At 74.3% G+C, this 20,157-nt stretch carries 16 protein-coding genes; 10 read left to right on the top strand and 6 right to left on the bottom strand.

The genetic code is table 11. The features are described from left to right. Positions 1–4: 4 nt before the first annotated feature. Together ACFWW8_RS22050 and ACFWW8_RS22045 are read right to left on the bottom strand one after the other, a co-directional pair. Positions 5–2,206, bottom strand: a complete 2,202-nt coding sequence (locus tag ACFWW8_RS22050; protein WP_386530640.1) for an endo-beta-N-acetylglucosaminidase — start codon at positions 2,204–2,206, stop codon at positions 5–7. A 240-nt stretch (positions 2,207–2,446) separates the two neighbouring features. Continuing rightward, the gene (locus tag ACFWW8_RS22045) at positions 2,447–3,715 is read right to left on the bottom strand and encodes a glycosyl hydrolase (protein ID WP_386530639.1); all 1,269 of its coding nucleotides are present in this window, start codon (positions 3,713–3,715) and stop codon (positions 2,447–2,449) included. A 371-nt stretch (positions 3,716–4,086) separates the two neighbouring features. On the opposite strand from ACFWW8_RS22045, the gene ACFWW8_RS22040 reads away from it, so the two are divergent. Then, positions 4,087–5,136 carry a LacI family DNA-binding transcriptional regulator gene (locus ACFWW8_RS22040; RefSeq protein ID WP_386530638.1) on the top strand — a complete coding sequence of 350 codons (1,050 nt, stop codon included), beginning with the start codon at positions 4,087–4,089 and terminating at the stop codon, positions 5,134–5,136. Positions 5,137–5,220: 84 nt separating this feature from the next. Beyond that, complete coding sequence (locus ACFWW8_RS22035) at positions 5,221–6,144, top strand: ROK family protein (RefSeq protein WP_386530668.1); 924 nt, start codon at positions 5,221–5,223, stop codon at positions 6,142–6,144. A 36-nt stretch (positions 6,145–6,180) separates the two neighbouring features. Here the strand turns inward: ACFWW8_RS22035 and ACFWW8_RS22030 are convergent, their stop codons facing one another. Beyond that, the gene (locus ACFWW8_RS22030) at positions 6,181–7,176 is read right to left on the bottom strand and encodes a TAXI family TRAP transporter solute-binding subunit (RefSeq protein ID WP_386530637.1); all 996 of its coding nucleotides are present in this window, start codon (positions 7,174–7,176) and stop codon (positions 6,181–6,183) included. Positions 7,177–7,497: 321 nt separating this feature from the next. Between ACFWW8_RS22030 and miaB the strand changes: the two genes are divergently transcribed. Further along, on the top strand, positions 7,498–9,021 hold the full coding sequence (gene miaB, locus ACFWW8_RS22025; RefSeq protein WP_386530636.1) for a tRNA (N6-isopentenyl adenosine(37)-C2)-methylthiotransferase MiaB: 1,524 nt from the start codon (positions 7,498–7,500) through the stop codon (positions 9,019–9,021). A 173-nt stretch (positions 9,022–9,194) separates the two neighbouring features. Continuing rightward, positions 9,195–9,902 carry a hypothetical protein gene (locus ACFWW8_RS22020; protein ID WP_386530635.1) on the top strand — a complete coding sequence of 236 codons (708 nt, stop codon included), beginning with the start codon at positions 9,195–9,197 and terminating at the stop codon, positions 9,900–9,902. 211 nt (positions 9,903–10,113) lie between these two features. Here ACFWW8_RS22020 and ACFWW8_RS22015 read toward each other — a convergent pair whose 3' ends face one another. Together ACFWW8_RS22015 and ACFWW8_RS22010 are read right to left on the bottom strand one after the other, a co-directional pair. Beyond that, complete coding sequence (locus ACFWW8_RS22015) at positions 10,114–10,359, bottom strand: antitoxin (RefSeq protein ID WP_267723876.1); 246 nt, start codon at positions 10,357–10,359, stop codon at positions 10,114–10,116. Positions 10,360–10,381: 22 nt separating this feature from the next. After that, positions 10,382–10,600, bottom strand: coding sequence for a gliding motility protein (locus ACFWW8_RS22010; RefSeq protein WP_386530634.1), 219 nt, complete (start codon positions 10,598–10,600; stop codon positions 10,382–10,384). A gap of 164 nt (positions 10,601–10,764) precedes the next feature. Between ACFWW8_RS22010 and miaA the strand changes: the two genes are divergently transcribed. From miaA to hflX, 6 genes are all read left to right on the top strand, one after another. Next, positions 10,765–11,703 (top strand): tRNA (adenosine(37)-N6)-dimethylallyltransferase MiaA, encoded by a 939-nt coding sequence (gene miaA / locus ACFWW8_RS22005; protein WP_386530633.1) that lies wholly within the window; start codon positions 10,765–10,767, stop codon positions 11,701–11,703. A gap of 132 nt (positions 11,704–11,835) precedes the next feature. Next, positions 11,836–12,348 (top strand): hypothetical protein, encoded by a 513-nt coding sequence (locus ACFWW8_RS22000; protein ID WP_386530667.1) that lies wholly within the window; start codon positions 11,836–11,838, stop codon positions 12,346–12,348. A gap of 103 nt (positions 12,349–12,451) precedes the next feature. Further along, complete coding sequence (gene dapF, locus ACFWW8_RS21995; protein WP_386530632.1) at positions 12,452–13,327, top strand: diaminopimelate epimerase; 876 nt, start codon at positions 12,452–12,454, stop codon at positions 13,325–13,327. Positions 13,328–13,467: 140 nt separating this feature from the next. After that, on the top strand, positions 13,468–15,549 hold the full coding sequence (locus ACFWW8_RS21990; protein WP_386530631.1) for a RelA/SpoT family protein: 2,082 nt from the start codon (positions 13,468–13,470) through the stop codon (positions 15,547–15,549). A gap of 87 nt (positions 15,550–15,636) precedes the next feature. Continuing rightward, positions 15,637–17,082 (top strand): M1 family metallopeptidase, encoded by a 1,446-nt coding sequence (locus ACFWW8_RS21985; RefSeq protein ID WP_386530630.1) that lies wholly within the window; start codon positions 15,637–15,639, stop codon positions 17,080–17,082. Between the two features lie 161 nt (positions 17,083–17,243). Continuing rightward, the gene (gene hflX, locus ACFWW8_RS21980) at positions 17,244–18,749 is read left to right on the top strand and encodes a GTPase HflX (RefSeq protein WP_386530629.1); all 1,506 of its coding nucleotides are present in this window, start codon (positions 17,244–17,246) and stop codon (positions 18,747–18,749) included. 196 nt (positions 18,750–18,945) lie between these two features. Here hflX and ACFWW8_RS21975 read toward each other — a convergent pair whose 3' ends face one another. Further along, a complete protein-coding gene (locus tag ACFWW8_RS21975) occupies positions 18,946–20,115 on the bottom strand; it encodes a trypsin-like serine peptidase (RefSeq protein ID WP_386530628.1) in 1,170 nt (389 codons plus the stop codon). Positions 20,116–20,157 lie beyond the last annotated feature (42 nt).

Genomic DNA, 20,157 nt, shown 5'->3' with positions numbered 1-20,157 from the left:
GGGCTCAGTCCCAGGCGAGCGCGGTGCGGGCCGGGGCGGAGACCGCGTACAGCTCGTCCACGGCCCGTACCTCGAAGGCGGCCGCCCGCTCCCGGCCGGCGCGGGGGACCGCCGGGAGGTACAGGGCCGTCCCGCAGGTGCCGCCGAGGAAGCGGCGGGTGCCGTCGGGCAGGACGCGGGAGACCTCGTGGTGCCGGACCGGACCCCGTCCCGAACCGCGTCCCGGCGCGGGGCGCCAGGACAGCCGGACCGCCGCCGTGCCGTCCCGTACGGCCGAGGCGTCCACGGTCAGGGCGGCGGGCGGGGCCGGCCGGCCTCCGGCGGAGCCGTCGCGCACCGACACGGCGCCGAGCCGCCACTCCACCGGGCCGCCCCCGCGCGCGGTGATCCGTACGGCGAGCCCGTACGCGGTCCTGCCCGCGAGGGCGGCGAGCCCGAACCGCGCGGTGCGCCAGCCCGGTCCGGAGGCGGGTTTCCGCGCCGGGAACCAGACGTACGGGACCGGCGCGCCAGGGGCGGCGGGCTCGCGGACGGCCACCCCGACCTCCACCCCGACCGGGCCCGCCCCGGTGGAGTGCACCAGCTCCAGCACGGTGGAGCGGGTCAGCGGCAGCCGGGTGGCGTGCAGCCCGACCGCGGCCGGCGCGGTGAGCGCCCCCGTCACCAGCAGGCTGGAGCCCCCGCGCCAGGCCCGCGCGAAGTCGAGGGTCACGGCGGGCCGCGTCCCGGAGGTCTGCACGGCCCAGCGGCGGCCCGGGAGCCGGTCCTGGAGCCCGAGGTGGCTCCAGGGGGCGTCGGAGACCACCTCGCCCGCCTCGTACCATCGCTCCCCGTGCCCGGTGTTGAACGCGCAGGCGAACGGCAGCGAGGCGACCGTGGACCGGTCGGCGACGACCGTGGCGGGAGCCCGCCACGTGCCCCCGGGGGCGGGGCGGGTGGGGTCGAGGGACTCGCCCGTCCAGAACCGGTCGTCGGCGCGGTGGAAGGCACCGGGGGAGCGGTCGTCGAGGTGGTTGCGCGTCCACTCCGGCCGGTAGAAGCCGTAGCTGACGACGTGGTCGCGTCCGCGCGGCACGATCGCGTCCCAACGGGCCTCACTGTTCCAGCCGTTGGACTCCACGTCCACACCCGCCCACAGCTCGTGACGGCTGCGCCCGAGCCGGTCCGCGAGCGTTCCGGACGAGGCCAGCTTCTCGGGGGTCCAGCGGAAGTCGACGAACAGGGAGTCGCAGACCGGGCCGGCCCGGTCCTCGAAGAACTCCTGGTTGAGCGCGTTCAGCGCCCCCTGCCAGCCGACCCGGCCGGTGCTGTTCATGGCGTCGTACCAGGTGGTGCGCAGCCCGTACGGAGCGCCGGCCGCCCGTAACGCGCGCAGGAACTCCCGCATGCGCGAAGCGAGGTCGCTGTCGCCGCCGTCGGTCTCGGCGTTGACGAACCAGCCGTCGAAGCCGTACGCCGACGCGACCAGGGCCAGTTTCTCGGCGATCGGGAAGCGCCCGAGGGAGTCCCGCTGGACGAGGTCGCGGGTCCACTGGAGGTCGCCGCCGTAGGCCACGGGCGGCAGGAAGACGTTGCCGAGCACGCGGACCCCGTTGCGGTGGGCGGCGTCGACCACCGGCGCGTGGGGGGCCAGCACGATCCCCTCGCCGGCGGAGCCGCCCCAGAAGACCAGCTCGTCCAGGTACGCCCAGTGCGTCAGGGCGTAGGAGTCGGCGGTCGGGGAGCCCTGCGAGGGGTTCCGCGCGGTCGGCCCGAAGGAGACGAGGGAGGAGATCCTGGCCTGGCCGGAGCGGGCGCCCGGATGGGGCGGGACCGGGGTGAAGCGGGGGGCGAGCGGCACGGTGGCGGTGTTGTGGGCGAGGTCGGGATCGGACTCAGGGGTCCACCGCTTCAGGGAGCGCCACATGATCCCCGGGCCGGGGGCGCCGGGCGGGAGCGAGTCCGGGAACCAGTACGAGGCGTACGGGGCGAGGCCGGCGGGGTCCGCATCGGCCGGCTCCGGTCCGGCGCCCCGGGGCGCGGATACGAGGTCCGCCCGGGCGGGGGCGGGCGGGCCGAGCAGGGCGACGGCCCCGGCCCCGGCGCCCGCGGCGAGCACCCCGCGCCGCGTCGGGCGCACGGGGACGCGGCGGGAGACGGCGGTTTGGCCGGTGGCGGCGGTCGCGGCGGCGGTACGAGGGTCGACGCCGTGGTCGGTCTCGGACATGCGGGGCTCCTCCGGAGGGGCGGGCGGGGTGACGCGGGCCGGGTTCGGGGGCGGGGCGGATTCGGGGGCGGAGGTGGAGGTGGAGGTGGAGCGCGCCCGACGTACGGGTGGAGACGGCCACCCGGGCGGGCGCCGGGGACGGGTGCGGAGGTGGAGGTGGAGCGCGCCCGACGTACGGGTGGAGACGGCCCGCCCGGGCGGGCGCCGGGGACGGCCTCCGCGGGCGGCCCCGACGGGTCGTCAGGCGGGGGGCGGCGGGACGTGGAGGACCTCCGTGATGCCGCGCGCCGCCAGGTGGGCCGGGTCACCGGCCCGCTCGGCCAGCACCACCGCCGGGCGGACCCCGTCGGCGGTGAGTGCCGTCCAGGCCTCGAAGAACGCCCCGCCCGGCGCGCACAACGAACGCCGCGGTGCCTCCTCCGCCCCGCCGACGTCCACGGCCAGCGCGGTGGTCCGTACCGGCGGCCGGTGCTCGCGGCCCCGCCACGTGTCGGCGATCCGGGCGACGGCCGCGCCCGCCGGTTTGGTCCGCCGGTCGTTGGTGAGCAGCCCGAGGCCGTACTCCAGCTCCGGGAAGTCCGCCAGCTCGCGGGACACGTCGTGCGAGCACCACCAGGTCACCCCCCACACGTCCGCGCAGTCCAGGGCGTTCGCCACGGTGGCCTCGGCGAAGCGCGCCGCCCGTCCCGGCCGGATCTGGGGCGCGGGCGCCCCGACCTCCTGGAGCCACACCGGCCGGTGCGGGTCGAGGGCCCAGGCCTTCGACAGCTCGATCAGGTACGCGGCGTGGTGCTCGGTCGCCGTGCCGGACGGGCCGTGGCGCTGCACGGTGCCGTTGAACACCCAGGAGTGCACGGCGGTGGCGGCGCCCAGCCGCGCCGCCTGGGCCACGGTGAAGGGGTGCCCGTCCCGGTACCAGGCGGCGTCGTACTCGGCGTGCACGTGGGACCGGCCGGGCGCGCCCTCCTCGCAGGCGGCGAGCATCCGCTCCAGCCAGCGACCGGCCTGCTCGCGGGTGATCCGGTCGGGATCGGGGTGCGGGTCGTCGGCGAACTGGTTGACCTCGTTGCCCACCGTCATGCCCAGGAAGTTCGGCCGGTCCGCGAGGGCTCCGGCGAGCGTGCGCAGGTACTCCTCCTGCGCGGCCACCACCTCCGGATCGCCGAAGATGCTGCGCCGGTGCCAGGTCCCGGTCCAGGAGGGCAGGAAGTCGAAGCTCGACAGGTGTCCCTGCAGGCCGTCCACGGTGACGTCGAGGCCCCGCTCGGTGGCCGCGTCCGCCAGTGCGACGAGCTGCTCGACCGCGCGCGGCCGGATCAGCGTCCGGTTCGGCTGGAACACCGGCCACAGCGGGAAGACGCGGATGTGGTCCAGCCCGAGCGCGGCGATCGAGTCGAGGTCGGCCCGGACCTCGTCGAGGTCGAAGTCGAGCCAGTGGTGGAACCAGCCCCGCGTCGGCGTGTAGTTGGCGCCGAAGCGGAGGGTGCGGGGGGCGGATTCGCCGTGCATGGGGTTCCCGGAGTCCGAGTTCGGGGAAATGCGCCGGAGGACGCACTTTCCGCGTTCCCGGGGGGACAAGTCAACAGGGCGTCCGGACGTCTTGCCGAGAATCGTGCTTATGCGCTTCAGTCCGGTTGGCACAAGGGTTCCGACACCTGGAGCCGGCCGTGGATAATGCGCTTTGGTCGTCCCTGCGCAATGGCTCGAATGCGGCACCGGGTGGAAAGGGGCAGTGGCATTCCGGTCGCCTCCGTGACCGCTCCCGTCCTCGTTCCCGGGCCGCGGAAACGGCCGTGCGGGCGGTGCGCGTCCGTACTCCGTACGCCGCACTCCGCCGCGCGCACGCGACCCGCTCGGAGCGCGGCCCGCCCGAAGGACGAATGAGGCAGACCATGGCCCGCAGACCCACCATCAAGGACGTCGCCCGCCGGCCCGGGGTGTCGGAGAGCGCCGTGTCCTTCGCGCTCAACGACCGGCCGGGCGTCTCCCCGGACACCCGCGCCCGAGTCCGCAGGGTCGCCGAAGAGCTCGGCTGGCAGGCCAACAGCGCGGCGCGCGCCCTGTCCGGAGAACGCTCCGGTGCCGTAGGGCTCGTCCTCGCCAGGCCCGCGCACACCCTCGGCGTCGAGTCCTTCTTCCTCCAGCTCGTCTCCGGCATCCAGGAGGCCCTCTCCGCCGCCCGGACCGCCCTGCTGTTCCAGGTCGTCGAGGACGTCGACGCGGAGTGCGCGCTCTACCGCCGCTGGTGGGCCGAGCGCCGCGTCGACGGGGTCCTCGTCGTCGACCCGCGCACGCGGGACCCGCGCCCGGAGCTCCTGACGCAGCTGGCCCTGCCCGCCGTCACCATCGGCGAGGCCGGGCCGGACGCCGGGCTGTCCTCGGTCCGCGCCGACGACGCCCGTGCCATGGCCCAGGTCCTGGACCACCTCCACGCGCTGGGCCACCGGCGCGTCGTCCACGTCGCCGGGCCGCCGGACCTCGCCCACACCACCCGCCGGATCGCATCACTGCGGTCGCAGGCCGCGGCGCGCGGCCTCGGCCCCGGCCAGGTGCGTTCGGTGGTCACCGACTACTCCGACGCCCAGGGAGCCGCGGCCACCCGCCGGGTCCTGGCCGAGCCGAAGCCGCCCACCGCGCTCGTCTACGACAACGACGTGATGGCCCTGGCCGGCCTCGCGGTCGCCGCCGAGCTCGGCATCCCCGTACCGGGCCGGCTGTCGATCGTGGCCTGGGACGACTCCGCGCTCTGCCGGGTCACCCACCCCCGGCTCACCGCCCTCGTGCGCGACACCGCGGGCTTCGGGCGGATGGCGGCCGAGGAGCTCCTCGCCGTCCTCGGCGGCAGCGCTCCGCGGGTCCGCGAGAGCGAGCAGCCGCGGCTGGAGCCCCGCGCGAGTACGGCCCCGCCCTCGGCGCATACTGAATCCTGACCCCTCACTGGAGCCGCCACCGTGACCACCCCCACCGCCAGCTTCCCCGCACCGCGGGCCGGCGCCCAGGCGTCCGGCCCGACCGTGGCGATCGACATCGGCGGCACGAAGATCGCCGGGGCGCTCGTGCACCCCGACGGCACGATGACGGCCGCCACCCGGCGCCCGACCCCGCGCGGCACCGACGCGGAAGCCGTCATGGCGGCGGTGACCGAGGTGATCGCCGACCTGTCCGGCTCCGCGCTGTGGCCCTCGGCGGTCCGCTGCGGGATCGGCAGCGCGGGCCCGGTGGACACCTCCCGGGGCACGGTCAGCCCGGTCAACATCGGGGCGTGGCGGCAGTTCCCGGTCCAGGCCCGCGTCGCGGCCGAACTCGCGGCGCGCGGGACGGAACTGCCCACCGTCCTGGCCGGTGACGGCGTCGCGATGACCGCCGCCGAACACTGGCTCGGCGCAGCCCGGGGCCATGCGAACGCGCTCTGCATGGTGGTCTCCACCGGGGTCGGCGGCGGCCTGATCCTCAACAACCAGCTCCACCCCGGACCCACGGGCAACGCGGGCCACATCGGCCACATCAGCGTGGCCTTCGACGGCGAACGCTGCGCCTGCGGCGGCCACGGCTGCGTCGAGTCGATCGCGTCCGGTACGGCCATCGCCCGCTGGGCCCTCGCCCAGGGCTGGACCCCCGGCGGCGACGCCACGGCGGCGGGCGTGGCCGCGGCCGCCGAGGCGGGCGACCCGATCGCGCGGGCCGCCTTCGACCGGGCCGGCCGCGCCCTGGCCGCCGCCATCGCGGCCACCGCGACCCTCGTCGAGACGGACATCGCGGTCATCGGGGGCGGGGTCGCCGCGTCCGGCGACACCCTGTTCGCCCCGATCCGCCGCCACCTCGCCGCCTACGCCGCGCTCTCCTTCGTCAAGGAGCTGCGGGTGGTCCCGGCGGCCCTGGGCACCGACGCCGGACTGATCGGCGCGGCCGCCGCGGCCATGATGCTGCTGCCCGCCTGAGCCTCGGGGGAAGGGTCCGGGGAGGGCCGCGGAGGGCTACGGTTTGACCGAGCGGTAGTAGCGCCGGGCACCCTCGTGCAGGTCCAGCGGATCGGTGTAGATCGCCGTGCGCAGGTCCACGAGCTGCGCCGCGTGCACTTCGTGCCCGATCCCGTCGCGGCTGAGGATCACCGTCCGGGTGAACTGCTCGGTGAGCTCCGGGTCCGCCTTCTCCGTGGTCACCAGCAGGTTCGGCACGGCCAGCGTGGCCACCGCACTGGTGTTGCGGGCGAGCGTGTACGCGTCCTGCGGCATCACGGCCGCCCGGTAGTACCGGGCCGGACTGCCGCTCGCCTGGAGCTGTTCCACCAGGTCGCCCAGCTGCACGAGCCGGATGTCGAACCGCTCCGACAGCTCGCGCACCGCGTTCGTCGGAAGGCCGCCGGACCAGAAGAAGGCGTCGATCCGGCCCGCCTCCAGCTCGGACGGCATGGTGTCGATCCCTATGGACACCGGGGTGATGTCGCGGCGCGGGTCCAGCTTGGCCGCCGTCAGCAGCCGCTCCGAGATGAGCCGCACCCCGGAGCCGTCCTGCCCGACCGCCACCCGCTTGCCGCGCAGGTCCCGGGCCGACTGCACCGGGGACCCCGCCGGGACCACCAGCTGCACGTAGTCGTCGTAGAGCCGCGCGACCCCGCGCAGCCAGGCCGCGCCGGGCTTGCCGTCCTGCCGGTACTTGGCGACCGCGTCCGCCGTCGCCACCGTGAAGTCCGCCCCGCCGGAGGCCACCCGCTGGAGGTTCTGCTGCGAGCCCTCGCTGGTCTCCAGCCGCACCTTCATCTCGGGCATGTCCCGCCGCAGCTCCTGCTCCAGCAACTGCCCGTAGCGGTGGTAGACCCCGGTGCGGACACCCGTGCTGAAGGCCAGCTCGCCCTTGAGCTCCGGCTCCCCGAACGGCTTCAGCCACCACACCAGGACCCCGAGCACGGCCAGGACGGCCACCAGGGCCCGCAGGGCGTGGCGCCTGCTGATCCGGGGCGGTACGAGAGGCATGGCCGCGATCCTGCCACCCGGCCGCCGTCCTGTCACGGCGCGGTCTCCCGCGGACCGGCCCGCACCGCCGTCCGCGGCCGTCCCAGCAGCTCATGTGCCGCGGGCCCGGCCGGCCCCTCCGTACGCCAGTCCAGCGCGGCCCGGCCGCTCGGCCGCCTCGAAGTCCACGCGCGGCGCGAACCCGGCCTCCGCGCACGCCCGCTCCAGCCCCCCGCGTACGGCGACGCCCAGGACCTCCTGCTCGTCCCCTTCGGCCGCCGCCTTCCCCGGGGCAGGCGGCGGCCGACCGGAGGGCTCCCGGGTACCGCCTACCCTTGTCGTATGACCAGCAGCAGCGACCGGAGCACGGCAGTGGACGTCAAGGGAACATACGAGGTGCGCACCTACGGGTGCCAGATGAACGTGCACGACTCCGAGCGGCTGTCCGGTCTGCTGGAGGGCGCGGGCTACACGCGCGCCCCCGAGGGCTCCGACGGCGACGCCGACGTGGTCGTGTTCAACACCTGCGCCGTCCGCGAGAACGCCGACAACAAGCTCTACGGCAACCTCGGCCGGCTCGCCCCGATGAAGACCAAGCGCCCCGGCATGCAGATCGCGGTCGGCGGCTGCCTCGCCCAGAAGGACCGCGACACCATCGTCAAGCGGGCCCCCTGGGTCGACGTCGTCTTCGGCACGCACAACATCGGCAAGCTCCCCGTGCTGCTGGAGCGCGCCCGCATCCAGGAAGAGGCGCAGGTCGAGATCGCCGAGTCGCTGGAGGCCTTCCCCTCCACCCTGCCGACCCGCCGCGAGTCCGCGTACGCCGCCTGGGTCTCGATCTCCGTCGGCTGCAACAACACCTGCACCTTCTGCATCGTCCCCGCGCTGCGCGGCAAGGAGGAGGACCGGCGCCCCGGCGACATCCTCGCCGAGGTCGAGGCGCTCGTCGCCGAGGGCGTCTCGGAGATCACCCTGCTCGGGCAGAACGTGAACGCGTACGGCTCCGACCTCGGTGACCGCGAGGCGTTCAGCAAGCTGCTGCGCGCCTGCGGACAGATCGAGGGCCTGGAGCGGGTCCGCTTCACCTCCCCGCACCCGCGCGACTTCACGGACGACGTGATCGCGGCGATGGCGCAGACCCCGAACGTCATGCCGCAGCTGCACATGCCGATGCAGTCCGGCTCCGACCCGATCCTCAAGGCGATGCGCCGCTCGTACCGCCAGGAGCGGTTCCTCGGCATCATCGAGAAGGTCCGCGCCGCCATCCCGCACGCCGCGATCTCCACCGACATCATCGTCGGCTTCCCCGGCGAGACGGAGGAGGACTTCCAGCAGACGATGCACGCCGTGCGCGAGGCCCGCTTCGCGAACGCGTTCACCTTCCAGTACTCCAAGCGGCCCGGCACCCCCGCCGCCGACATGGACGGGCAGATCCCCAAGGAGGTCGTCCAGGAGCGCTACATGCGGCTGGTCGCCCTCCAGGAGGAGATCTCCTGGGAGGAGAACAAGAAGCAGGTCGGCCGCACGCTGGAAGTCATGGTCGCGGAGGGCGAGGGCCGCAAGGACGGCGCCACGCACCGTCTCTCCGGCCGAGCCCCCGACAACCGCCTGGTGCACTTCACGAAGCCGGAGACCGAGGTCCGCCCCGGCGACGTGGTCACCGTGGACATCACCTACGCCGCCCCCCACCACCTGCTGGCCGAGGGCCCGACGCACTCCGTGCGCCGCACCCGCGCCGGAGACGCCTGGGAGAAGCGCAACGCCGCCCCGGCCGGTCCGGCCGGCGTCATGCTCGGCATCCCGACCCTCGGCGTCCCGGCGCCGCTGCCGGCCGTGACGTCCGGCTGCGCGGTGGCGCAGGGCTGACGCGGCCGGATCCGATCCGCGGGATCGATCCGCCGGATCCGATCCGCGGGTCCCGCCGGCAGAACCGCCGGGGAACGTACCGTCGGGGAACCCGCCGCCGGGCCGCGTCGGCGGGGTCCGCTCGCGGGACGGCCGCCGGGTACGCCCGGCGGACGCGCGTTAGGCTGCCGATCATGCTTGTTGCCGCCGCTGTCTGCCCCGCCCCGCCGCTGCTCGTGCCCGAGGTGGCGGCGGGCGCCGCCGCCGAACTCGGCGACGCGCGCACCGCCTGCTCCGACGCGCTCGCCGTGCTCGCCGCCTCGCGCCCCGACCTCCTGGTCGTCGTGGGGGCCGCGGACCGGGACCACCGCGGGCCCTACCCGCAGGGGGCCCGCGGTACGTTCCGGGACTTCGGCGTCGAGGTCGGCGTACAGCTCGGGGCGGGTGACGAGGGGCCGCGGCTGCTGCCCCCGTCCCTCGCCGTGGGCGCCTGGCTGCTGGCGCACGCCCGCTGGGGCGCCGCCCCGGTGGAGGGGCTCGGCGTAGCGGAGCCGCTGGACACCGCCGACTGCCTGACGGCCGGCCGGGAACTCGCCGCCCGGGACGCCCGCGTCGCGCTGCTCGTGATGGGCGACGGCAGCGCGTGCCGGACCCTCAAGGCCCCCGGATACCTCGACGAGCGGGCCGCCGCCTTCGACGCCGCCGCCGCCCGCGCGCTCGGCGCCGCCGACACCGCCGCCCTGGCCGCCCTCGACGCCGGGCTCGCGGCCGAGCTCCAGGCCGCCGGCCGGGCCCCGTGGCAGGTCCTGGCGGGCGCCGCCGAGGGCGCGGGCCTCGACGGGCGCCTGCTGTACGAGGACGCCCCGTACGGGGTCGGGTACTTCGTCGCAGCCTGGTCCTAGCGGGTGTCGTCACACGCGCTCCCACCGTGCGGTGCCCGGCACGCACGGCCCTCCGCCGTGCGAGCGCACGCATCGGACAGCCGCACGGTCCGCCCTCCGGGCGTGCGGAACGACTCCGACGACACCCCCCGGCGCGGCACCGGACCGGCCCCGGACATGCGGTAGGGGCGCGCACCGGCCGTGGCCGGTGCGCGCCCCTACCGGGACCGCGTCAGGGAGTTACCGGCGGCGTCGGCCCGCCGGGAGAGTCCTTGTGCGCGACCTTGCCCAGGGCGTCCTTCGCCTTGCCCGTGCCATTGGTGATCTGGCCGCTGTACTTGCCCTTGGTCTTGGAGTCCACGGCCTTGGCCACCTTGTCCAGACCCTCGCCGATCTTGCCCTCGTGCTGCTGCGCGAGGGCGCCGACCTTGTCCTTCGCCGGAGCGAGCTTGGCCTTCAGATTGTCCAGCAGACCCATGGGGCACCTTCCGTTGGCTTGGCTACGTACGGGCGCCCTCGCCGGCCTCGCTGTCCGCTGCGACCTCGGCCGACTGCTGCTTCGGAATCTCCACGGCCTCCGCCGGGACTTCCGCTTCCGCAACGGCCGGCGCGGCCTCGGCCGCCTCGGCCGAAGCGGACTCCGGCGTCAGGGCCTCGGCCGCGGCCTGGTCGGTCGCGTCCTCGTCCTTGCTGCCGAAAAGCCGACGAAAAATGCCCATGTCTACTCCCATAACGCTACTCGTGTGAGTGAAGTTCCGCCGTGACCGGACCGGCCTCCCGCGAGGGCGCGCCGGGCCGGAACCACGCCAGGGCAACGACTCGGCCCCGGGCCCGTCACGTAGCCCGATCGGGTACACGCCGCCGGGTTTGCGAGACTGGGGCCGTGAGGAAAGCAGCCCCCGCCCCGCGGGTCATCGCCGTCGTAGGTCCCACCGCGGCCGGAAAGTCCGATCTGGGTGTATCCCTGGCCCGTCATTTCGGCGGTGAAGTCGTCAACGCGGACTCCATGCAGCTGTACCGGGGGATGGACATCGGCACCGCCAAGCTGACGCCGGAGGAGCGCGGCGGCGTCCCGCACCGCCTCCTCGACGTCTGGGACGTCACCGAGACGGCCAGCGTCGCCGAGTACCAGCGCCTGGCCCGCGCCGAGATCGACGCCCTCCTCGCCGAGGGCCGTACGCCGGTCCTGGTCGGCGGCTCCGGCCTGTACGTCCGCGGCGCCCTCGACGCCATGGAGTTCCCCGGCACCGATCCCGAGGTCCGCGCCCGGCTGGAGGAGGAGGCCGCGCTCCGCGGCCCCGGAGCCCTGCACGCGCGGCTCGCCGCCGCCGACCCCGCCGCGGCGCAGGCCATCCTGCCGAGCAACGCCCGCCGGATCGTCCGCGCGCTGGAGGTCATAGAGATCACCGGCCGCCCCTTCACCGCGAACCTCCCGGGCCACGAATCGGTCTACGACACCGTCCAGATCGGCGTCGACGTGGCCCGGCCCGAGCTCGACGAGCGGATCGCGCTGCGCGTCGACCGCATGTGGGAGGAGGGCCTGGTCGACGAGGTCCGCGCGCTGGAGGCCCGCGGCCTGCGCGACGGAATCACCGCGTCCAGGGCGCTCGGCTACCAGCAGGTGCTGGCCGCGCTCGCCGGGGAGTGCACCGAGGAGGAGGCGCGGAACGAGACCGTCCGGGCCACCAAGCGCTTCGCGCGCCGTCAGGACTCCTGGTTCCGCAGGGACCCGCGGGTCAACTGGCTCAGCGGGGGCGTGGCCGACCGCGGGGAACTCCCCGGACTCGCGCAGTCGTTGGTCGAACGAGCGGTCACAGCCTGATCACGTGATGGCATCGGGACGCTCCGGGCGCCCGTCGAGGGGTCGGGGGCGTGCCATCATCAAACTCGTGCCGGTGCGGTCACCGGTGCTGAACTGCGGCGTACTGAGTCCGAGTGGGGAGGGCGCGTGGCGATGGAGGCCGGCCCTCGTGACACCGGGCGGGACGACACCCTGCGGGAAGCGGACCCGGCGCTCCTGCACCAGCCGGACGGACCTGACGGTCCCGCAGGGCTCGGTCTTCCCGCCGATCCCGCCCGCCTGACCCCGGACGGGCCGGACGCCCCGGACCCCGCCGAGGCCGCGGGCCCCGAGTTCGAGGTCGAACTGCGTCCGCAGCGCCGCCTGCGCCTGTGGCAGATCGCCCCCATCGTGCTGCTGGCCGCCGCCGGCTCGCTGATGTTCGCCTTCCCGCTGGCCTTCGAGTTCGGCGACGGCGGAGCGGTCGTCGCGATGCTCGGCTTCCTCATCAGCTGCTGCGCCGGGGGCTGGGGGATGATGGCCGCCCGCCGGGTCGGCTACACCTGGCCCGGTCTCCCCGTCCGGGGGAGCGGCCGCCGGCCCGACTGGCGCATGGCCGCGCTGTACGCCGTGATCGCGCTCGGCATCGTCGCCCTGGCCGTCTACCGGGTGGCCAGGCTCCGCTAGGGCGGCTCCCCGGCCCGGGGCCGGGGAACCGGCCGGGAACGCGGCCCGTGCCGCCCCGGAGGGCCTCAGCGGCCTCCACGAGGCCCCTCGGTACCATGGGCTGGTGACGCACACCCCCCTCTCCTTCCTCAAGGGCCACGGCACCGAGAACGACTTCGTGATCGTCCCGGATCCGGACAACGCCGTCGAGCTGCCCGCGTCCGCGGTCGCCAGGCTGTGCGACCGGCGCGCCGGGATCGGCGCCGACGGCGTGCTCCACGTCGTACGGTCCGCCGCCCACCCCGAGGCGGCGCACCTGGCCGGCGAGGCCGAGTGGTTCATGGACTACCGCAACAGCGACGGCTCCGTCGCCGAGATGTGCGGCAACGGCGTCCGCGTCTTCGCCCGCTACCTCCAGCACGCCGGACACATCGAGCCCGGCGACCTCGCCATCGCCACCCGCGGCGGGGTCAAGCACGTCCACCTCGACAAGACCGGCGACGTCACCGTCTCCATGGGCCGCGCCGAGCTCCCCGCGGGCGAGGTGACCGTCACCGTCGGCGCCAAGAGCTGGCCCGCGCGCAACGTGAACATGGGCAACCCGCACGCCGTCGCTTTCGTCGACAGCCTCGACGACGCCGGGACCCTCCTCGCGGCGCCCTCCTTCGCCCCGGTGTCCGCCTACCCGACGGGCGTCAACGTCGAATTCGTCGTCGACCGCGGCCCCCGGCACGTCGCCATGCGCGTCCACGAGCGCGGCTCCGGCGAAACCCGCTCCTGCGGCACCGGCGCCTGCGCCGTCGCCGTGGCCGCCATCCGCCGCGACGGCGCGGACCCGGCCGCCACCGGCGCGCCGGTCACGTACACCGTCGACCTCCCCGGCGGCACGCTGGTCATCACCGAGCACCCCGACGGGCAGATCGACATGACCGGACCCGCCGTCATCGTCGCCGCGGGCGAGTTCGACCCGGCCTGGCTCACCGAAACGGCTTTCGGCTGAAGCTTCCCTCCAATGGGTGATCCGTTTCACGCTGAGCGAGAGGTGGACTGCGCCACGTGGTGGGGTCGGTAACATCAGGCACCGGCCCTGAGGGCTCACCGCATGCCCGCCACCGCCGGTCGAAGCCGCCGGAGGTGCCCATGAGTGCAGAGGCCACGAACCCCGAAGCACACCCCGAAGCGCGCCCTGAGCTCCGCAGACGCGGCCGGACCAGGCTCGATCTGCGCCGGCTCGGACGCGCGGCCCTGCTCGGGCCCACGTCCCGGGACCGCCTTCCGGACGCCATCGGGCACGTCGCCGAGGCGCACCGCGCCCACCATCCGGACGCCGACCTGTCCGTATTGCGACGCGCCTACCTGCTCGCGGAGACCTCGCACCGCGGTCAAATGCGCAAGAGCGGTGAGCCGTACATCACACATCCGCTCGCCGTCACCCTGATCCTGGCCGAACTCGGCGCCGAGACCACGACGTTGACGGCGTCGCTGCTCCACGACACCGTCGAGGACACCGACGTGACCCTCGATCAGGTCGGCGAGGAGTTCGGCGACGAGGTCCGCTTCATCGTCGACGGCGTCACCAAGGTCGAGAAGATCGACTACGGCGCCGCCGCCGAGCCCGAGACGTTCCGCAAGATGCTCGTCGCCACCGGCAACGACGTCCGCGTCATGTCCATCAAACTCGCCGACCGGCTCCACAACATGCGGACCCTGGGCGTGATGCGCCCCGAAAAACAGGCCCGCATCGCCAAGGTCACCCGCGACGTGCTCATCCCCCTCGCCGAACGCCTCGGCGTCCAGGCCCTGAAGACCGAGCTGGAAGACCTCGTCTTCTCGATCCTGCACCCCGAGGAGTACGAGCGCACCCGCGCCCTCATCGCCGCCCACGCCGGGGAGCGCGATCCGCTGCCCGCCATCGCCGACTCCGTACGGTCCGTACTGCGCGACGCCGGCATCGCCGCCGAGGTGCAGGTCCGCCCCCGGCACTTCGTGTCCGTGCACCGCATCGCCCGCAAGCGCGGCGAGCTGCGCGGCTCCGACTTCGGCCGCATCCTCGTCCTCGTCGGCGAGAACGCCGACTGCTACGCGGTGCTCGGCGAGATGCACACCTGCTTCACACCGGTCGTCTCCGAGTTCAAGGACTTCATCGCCGCCCCGAAGTTCAACCTGTACCAGTCCCTGCACACCGCCGTCGCCACGCACGAGGGGTACGTCGCCGAGGTCATCGTCCGGACCCGGCAGATGCACCGCGTCGCGGAGGCCGGCGTGGTCGCGCTCGGCAATCCGTACACCACCGGCAGCCCGCCGGAAGCCACCGACTGCGACGAGGAGCGGGTCGACCCGACGCGTCCCGGCTGGCTCTCGCGCCTCCTCGACTGGCAGCAGTCCGCGCCCGACCCCGACACCTTCTGGACCGTCCTGCGCGCCGAGCTCGCCCAGGACCGGGAGATCACCGTGTTCCGGGCCGACGGCGGCACCCTGGGCCTGCCCGCCGGGGCCAGCTGTATCGACGCCGCCTACGCCCAGCACGGCGAGGCGGCGCACGGCTGTATCGGCGCCCGGGTCAACGGGCGCCTCACCTCGCTCTCCTCCCCCCTCTCCGACGGCGACACCGTGCAGCTGCTGCTCGCGCACGACGCCTCCTCGGGGCCCGCCGCCGAGTGGCTCGACCACGCGCGGACCCCGGCCGCCCGGATCGCCATCAGCAGCTGGCTCCAGGCCCACCCCGACCCGGCCACAGCCCCGACCTCGGCCGCCCGCGCGCCACTGTCCGTGGTCGGCGCCCGGGGCGGCGGGGGCAACGCCGTCGCCGACCTGCCCGACGCCCCCGTGCGCCTCGCCGGCTGCTGCACCCCGGTGCCGCCCGACGCGGTCGCCGGGTTCGTGGTCCGGGGCGGCGCCGTCACCGTGCACCGCGTGCAGTGTGCCGCGGTGGCCCGGATGCGCGCGGTGGGCCGCACCTCCGTCGCCGTGCACTGGCGGGCCACCGCGGACTGCCGGGTCACCCTCCTCGCCGAATCGTTCGGCCGCCCGCACCTGCTGGCCGACCTCACCGAGGCCATCGCCCGCGAGGGGGTCGAGGTCGTCTCCGCGACCGTCGAACCCCCGGTCGAACAGCGCGTCCGCCACACGTACACCCTGCAGCTGCCCGACGCGACGGGCCTGGCCGCGCTGATGCGGGCGATGCGGGACGTGCCGGGGGTCTACGACGTCAGCCGGGCGTAGCGGCTGCCCCCACCGGGCCGACCCGTTCGGGTGGCTCCGTCGCGCGCCGTTCGCGGCCGTGCGGCGGGCGCTGGTAAGCGGTGGTGGATGCAGCTCACCTCCCCGCGCCTGCGCGCCGCCCTGCTCGCCGCGGCCTCCCTGACCCTCGTCGCCGCCGTGCTGCCCCCGCCGGCGCCGCTGGGCATCGGCGACCGGCTGTTCCCGGAGCTCGGGAACCCCGGGTACGACGTGCTCTCGTACGACCTGTCCTTCACGTACAAGGACAACCGCACCCCGCTCGACGCCGTCACCGTGATCAACGCACGGGCCCTGCGGCCGATGGAGCGGATCAACCTGGACTTCACCCACGGAAAAGTGGCCTCCGTCGAGGTCAACGGGGAGCCGGCCCGGTTCGAAAGCGCGGGGGAGGACCTCGTGCTGACCCCCGCGCGGCCGGTGGCGGGCAGCGGACCGCTGCACATCACCGTCCGGCACACCAGCGACCCGCGCGGACGGGGCGACGGCGGCTGGGTCCCCACCGAGGACGGCCTGGCCATGGCCAACCAGGCCGACGCCGCCCACCGCGTCTTCCCCTGCAACGACCACCCCGCCGACAAGGCGTTCTTCACCTTCCGGATCACCGCCCCGGCCGGGCTCACGGCCGTGGCCAACGGGATCCCGGGCGCCCTCCCCGCCCGCCGGGCCGGCTCCGCGACGACCTGGACGTACCGGACCCTGCACCCGATGGCCACCGAGCTGGCCCAGGTATCGGTCGGCCGCTCCGCCGTCGTCCACGGCACCGGACCGCACGGGCTGCCGCTGCGCGACGTGGTGCCCGCCGCCGACCGGGAGCGGCTGGCCCCCTGGCTGAAGAAGACCGCGGGCCACGTCGCGTGGATGGAGGAGCGGGTCGGGCGCTACCCCTTCGAGAACTACGGCGTGCTGATCGCCCGGGCCACCACCGGGTTCGAGCTGGAGACCCAGACCCTCTCCCTCTTCGAGCACAGCCTGTTCTCCGGGGAGGGCTACCCCGACTGGTACGTCGAGTCCGTGATGGTCCACGAGCTGGCCCACCAGTGGTTCGGCGACAGCGTGAGCCCGCGCACCTGGTCCGACCTGTGGCTCAACGAGGGCCACGCCACCTGGTACGAGGCGCTGTACGCCGACGGCCTCGGGAAGTACTCCCTGGAACGGCGCATGCGCGAGGCGTACCAGCGCTCCGACCAGTGGCGGGCCGCGGGCGGCCCCCCGGCCGCCCCGAAGGCCGCCGCCCCCGGAGAGAAGATCGGGCTGTTCCGGCCGGTGGTCTACGACGGCGCCGCACTGATCCTGTACGCGCTGCGCCAGGAGATCGGCACCGCGGCCTTCGACCGGATCCAGCGCCGCTGGGTGGCGGAGCACCGGGACGGGGTCGCGGGCACGGCGGACTTCGTACGCCTGGCCTCCCGGGAGGCGGGCCGGGACCTCGGACCCTTCCTGGAGCCGTGGCTGTACGGGACGACGACCCCGGCGATGCCCGGGCACCCCGACTGGGGCACTCCGAAAAGCGTGTGACCGGGGTGGAGCGGGCATGTCACCATCGACGGGGCCGTTCGGGGAATCCCCCGGCGGTGTGACACGTTGAACGTGGCAGTGTGCCGTGACAACGTGACGGCACGCGCGGTACGCGTTCCACGGGCCGCGGCCGACGCATACGAAATCGACGTAAGGATCCAATGACCTCCTCCTCTTCCCCTTCCCAGGACGCGCGGGACGCACAGGACGTGCCGGACTCGCCGAGCTTCACCGAAAGCCTTCGGGCCGACGCCCTGATGGAAGAGGACGTCGCCTGGAGCCACCAGATCGACGGAGACCGGGACGGCGAGCAGTTCGAGCGCTCCGAGCGCGCGGCCCTGCGCCGCGTGGCCGGCCTCTCCACCGAGCTCGAAGACGTCACCGAGGTCGAGTACCGGCAGCTGCGCCTGGAGCGCGTCGTGCTCGTCGGTGTCTGGACCTCGGGCACGGCGACGGACGCGGACAACTCCCTCGCGGAGCTGGCGGCCCTCGCCGAGACCGCGGGCGCCCTCGTACTCGACGGTGTGATCCAGCGTCGCGACAAGCCCGACCCGGCCACCTTCATCGGCTCCGGCAAGGCGCGGGAGCTGCGCGACATCGTGATGGAGAGCGGGGCCGACACCGTCGTCTGCGACGGCGAGCTCAGCCCCGGCCAGCTCATCGCCCTCGAAGACGTCGTCAAGGTCAAGGTGGTCGACCGGACCGCCCTCATCCTGGACATCTTCGCCCAGCACGCCAAGTCCCGTGAGGGCAAGGCGCAGGTCGCACTCGCGCAGATGCAGTACATGCTTCCGCGCCTGCGCGGCTGGGGCGCCTCGCTGTCCCGGCAGATGGGCGGCGGCGGCGGTGGCGGCATGGCCACCCGCGGCCCCGGTGAGACCAAGATCGAGACCGACCGGCGACGGATCCGCGAGAAGATGGCGAAGATGCGCCGGGAGATCGCGGAGATGAAGACCGGCCGTGACATCAAGCGGCAGGAACGGCGCCGCAACAAGGTGCCCTCGGTCGCCATCGCCGGCTACACCAACGCCGGAAAGTCCTCGCTGCTCAACCGCCTCACGGGCGCGGGCGTGCTGGTGGAGAACGCGCTGTTCGCCACCCTCGACCCGACCGTGCGCCGGGCCGAGACGCCCAGCGGCCGGGTCTACACCCTGGCCGACACGGTCGGCTTCGTCCGGCATCTGCCCCACCACCTCGTCGAGGCGTTCCGCTCCACGATGGAGGAGGTCGGCGACGCCGACCTCATCCTGCACATCGTGGACGGCTCGCACCCGGCGCCGGAGGAGCAGCTGGCGGCGGTGCGCGAGGTGATCCGCGAGGTCGGCGCGGTGAACGTGCCCGAGATCGTCGTGATCAACAAGGCGGACGCGGCGGACCCGCTCGTCCTGCAGCGGCTGCTGCGGATCGAGCGCCACTCCATCGCGGTGTCGGCCCGCACGGGCATGGGCATCGAGGAGCTCCTCGCGCTCATCGACTCCGAGCTGCCGCGGCCCGAGGTGGAGGTGGAGGCCATGGTGCCGTACACCCTCGGCTCGCTGGTCGCCAAGGCGCACGCCGAGGGCGAGGTGATCTCCGAGGAGCACACCCCGGAGGGCACCCTGCTGAAGGCACGGGTCCACCCGGAGCTGGCCTCCGACCTGGCGCCGTACGCGCTGGCGAAGCAGTGACGCGTCGGCGGGTCTGACCGGCCACGCGACGCGAGAACGGCTGAGGGCCCCCTGCACCGCAGGGGGCCCTCAGCCGTTCTCCGCGACGGCGGGCACACGGCGCCCGGGCCGGCCGCGTGCACCCGCTCGTCGGCTGGCGGCAGGCGGCTAGCGGCTGGCGGCCCGTGGCGATCGGCTGTCGGCCGTCGGTCGTCGACTACTTGAACTTGCCGCTCACGGCGTTGAAGATGCCCTTCGCCTCCGGACCCAGCCGGGGGCCTGCCAGCCAGCCCGCCTTGACCGGGCCGATCGAGGTGTTCGACACCAGCGCCGGCTTGCCGTCCGCGCCGGACGCGATCCAGCCGCCGCCCGAGGAACCGCCGGTCATGGTGCAGCCGATGCGGTACATCACGGGGTCGGCCGCGTTCAGGGACAGCCGTCCCGGCTTGTCCGCGCACTGGTAGGCCTTCTGGCCGTCGAACGGAGCCGCCGCCGGGTAGCCCGTGGCGGTGATGCCCGCGACCTTCGGCACGGCCGGGGCGTTGAACTCCACCGGGAGCGCCGAACCGACGGTCTCCTCCAGGGACTTGCCGCTGCCCGCCTCGGGGGTCACGTGGAGCACCGCGAAGTCGTACGGGGCACCCGCGCCGCCGGTCGGGCCGCCGTTCGCGATCCACTGGTCGGAGGTCTGCGCCCAGTCGCTCCACCAGACGCCGAACGGGGCCACCTGCTCGCGGGGCGCGCCCTTGAGCTGCGCGGCCGGCTTGCCGGCGTTGTTGTAGGACGGGACGAAGGCGATGTTGCGGTACCAGCCGCCGGCCTTGCCCGCGTGCACGCAGTGGCCCGCCGTCCAGACCATGTTGGACTTGCCGGGACGCGCCGGGTCCTTGACCACGGTCGCGGAGCAGACCATCGAACCCTCGGGCCCGTCGAAGAAGACCTTGCCGGCCTCCGGAACGCTCTTGTGGTACGGCGCGACCGCGGGCTTGGCGGCAACCGCGGCCGGAGCCGGGTCGGTGACGCCCTGGTCCTTGCCGGCGTCCGGATCGACGGACGGGCGCTGCGGCTGCTCGGCGTCACGCATCCGGTCGGAGTCCCACAGACCCTCGATGATCGGGTTGACGTAGTCGCCCGCCTCGCGGAGCCAGTCCTCCCTCTTCCAGTTCTTCCACTCGCCCCCCTTCCACTTCTCCAGGTCGAAGCCGTGCTCCTTGAGCTTTTGCCTGAGATGGTCCGGGATCTGGATCCCGTCCGTGCCCGGCAGGGTCGCCGCCACGGTCGGCTTGGCGTCGCCGCCGGCCTCCGCGTCGCCGGGGCCGCAGGCCGAGGCGGTCAGCGCGAACGCGGCCGCGCACAGGATCGCGGTGACCGGTCGGTTCGGTCGCATGTCTTTTCGTCCCCCTGAAGTTCTTTCGAGGTGTGGAGTACC

The organism is Streptomyces sp. NPDC058701, assembly GCF_042715295.1.
Taxonomy (GTDB): Bacteria; Actinomycetota; Actinomycetes; order Streptomycetales; family Streptomycetaceae; genus Streptomyces.
This window is presented reverse-complemented; position numbering and strand designations above follow the sequence as displayed.

What these genes read in the sequence shown, in the direction of transcription:
- ACFWW8_RS22050 (WP_386530640.1), bottom strand. Translation starts at nt 2,206, where the DNA reads ATGTCCGAGACCGACCACGGCGTCGACCCTCGTACCGCCGCCGCGACC.
- ACFWW8_RS22045 (WP_386530639.1), bottom strand. Translation starts at nt 3,715, where the DNA reads ATGCACGGCGAATCCGCCCCCCGCACCCTCCGCTTCGGCGCCAACTAC.
- ACFWW8_RS22040 (WP_386530638.1), top strand. Translation starts at nt 4,087, where the DNA reads ATGAGGCAGACCATGGCCCGCAGACCCACCATCAAGGACGTCGCCCGC.
- ACFWW8_RS22030 (WP_386530637.1), bottom strand. Translation starts at nt 7,176, where the DNA reads ATGCCTCTCGTACCGCCCCGGATCAGCAGGCGCCACGCCCTGCGGGCC.
- miaB (WP_386530636.1), top strand. Translation starts at nt 7,498, where the DNA reads ATGACCAGCAGCAGCGACCGGAGCACGGCAGTGGACGTCAAGGGAACA.
- ACFWW8_RS22020 (WP_386530635.1), top strand. Translation starts at nt 9,195, where the DNA reads ATGCTTGTTGCCGCCGCTGTCTGCCCCGCCCCGCCGCTGCTCGTGCCC.
- ACFWW8_RS22015 (WP_267723876.1), bottom strand. Translation starts at nt 10,359, where the DNA reads ATGGGTCTGCTGGACAATCTGAAGGCCAAGCTCGCTCCGGCGAAGGAC.
- ACFWW8_RS22010 (WP_386530634.1), bottom strand. Translation starts at nt 10,600, where the DNA reads ATGGGCATTTTTCGTCGGCTTTTCGGCAGCAAGGACGAGGACGCGACC.
- ACFWW8_RS22000 (WP_386530667.1), top strand. Translation starts at nt 11,836, where the DNA reads ATGGAGGCCGGCCCTCGTGACACCGGGCGGGACGACACCCTGCGGGAA.
- ACFWW8_RS21990 (WP_386530631.1), top strand. Translation starts at nt 13,468, where the DNA reads ATGAGTGCAGAGGCCACGAACCCCGAAGCACACCCCGAAGCGCGCCCT.
- ACFWW8_RS21985 (WP_386530630.1), top strand. Translation starts at nt 15,637, where the DNA reads ATGCAGCTCACCTCCCCGCGCCTGCGCGCCGCCCTGCTCGCCGCGGCC.
- hflX (WP_386530629.1), top strand. Translation starts at nt 17,244, where the DNA reads ATGACCTCCTCCTCTTCCCCTTCCCAGGACGCGCGGGACGCACAGGAC.
- ACFWW8_RS21975 (WP_386530628.1), bottom strand. Translation starts at nt 20,115, where the DNA reads ATGCGACCGAACCGACCGGTCACCGCGATCCTGTGCGCGGCCGCGTTC.